At 74.0% G+C, this 281-nt stretch carries 1 protein-coding gene; it reads left to right on the top strand.

The annotated features are described in order from the left end of the window. Positions 1–54: 54 nt before the first annotated feature. On the top strand, positions 55–281 hold a 227-nt coding region (locus H5965_RS46075), incomplete at its 3' end, for an Lrp/AsnC family transcriptional regulator (RefSeq protein ID WP_310977653.1).

The following is a 281-nucleotide window of genomic DNA, read 5'->3' as shown; positions in this document are numbered from 1 at the left end:
AGCCTGTCGGCCCCGGCGGTGGCCGAGCGGGGGCGACGGCGGGAGGAGGCCGGCGTGATCACCGGCTACCGCGCCCAGGTCGACGCGCGGCGGGCGGGCCAGCCGCTGCAGGCGGTCGTCGAGATGCGCTGCGCGTTGGCCGGCTGCCTGCTGAAGACGTCGAAGTCCGAGGACTACCCGGAGGTCGTGGAGATCCACCCGCTGAGCGGCGACCACTGCACGATGCTGAAGGTCCGGACGGCCTCGCTCGAGCACTTCGAGGGCCTGCTGGAGCGGCTGGG

It is taken from the genome of Amycolatopsis sp. 505 (assembly GCF_031625235.1).
GTDB lineage: Bacteria > Actinomycetota > Actinomycetes > Mycobacteriales > Pseudonocardiaceae > Amycolatopsis.
This window is presented reverse-complemented; position numbering and strand designations above follow the sequence as displayed.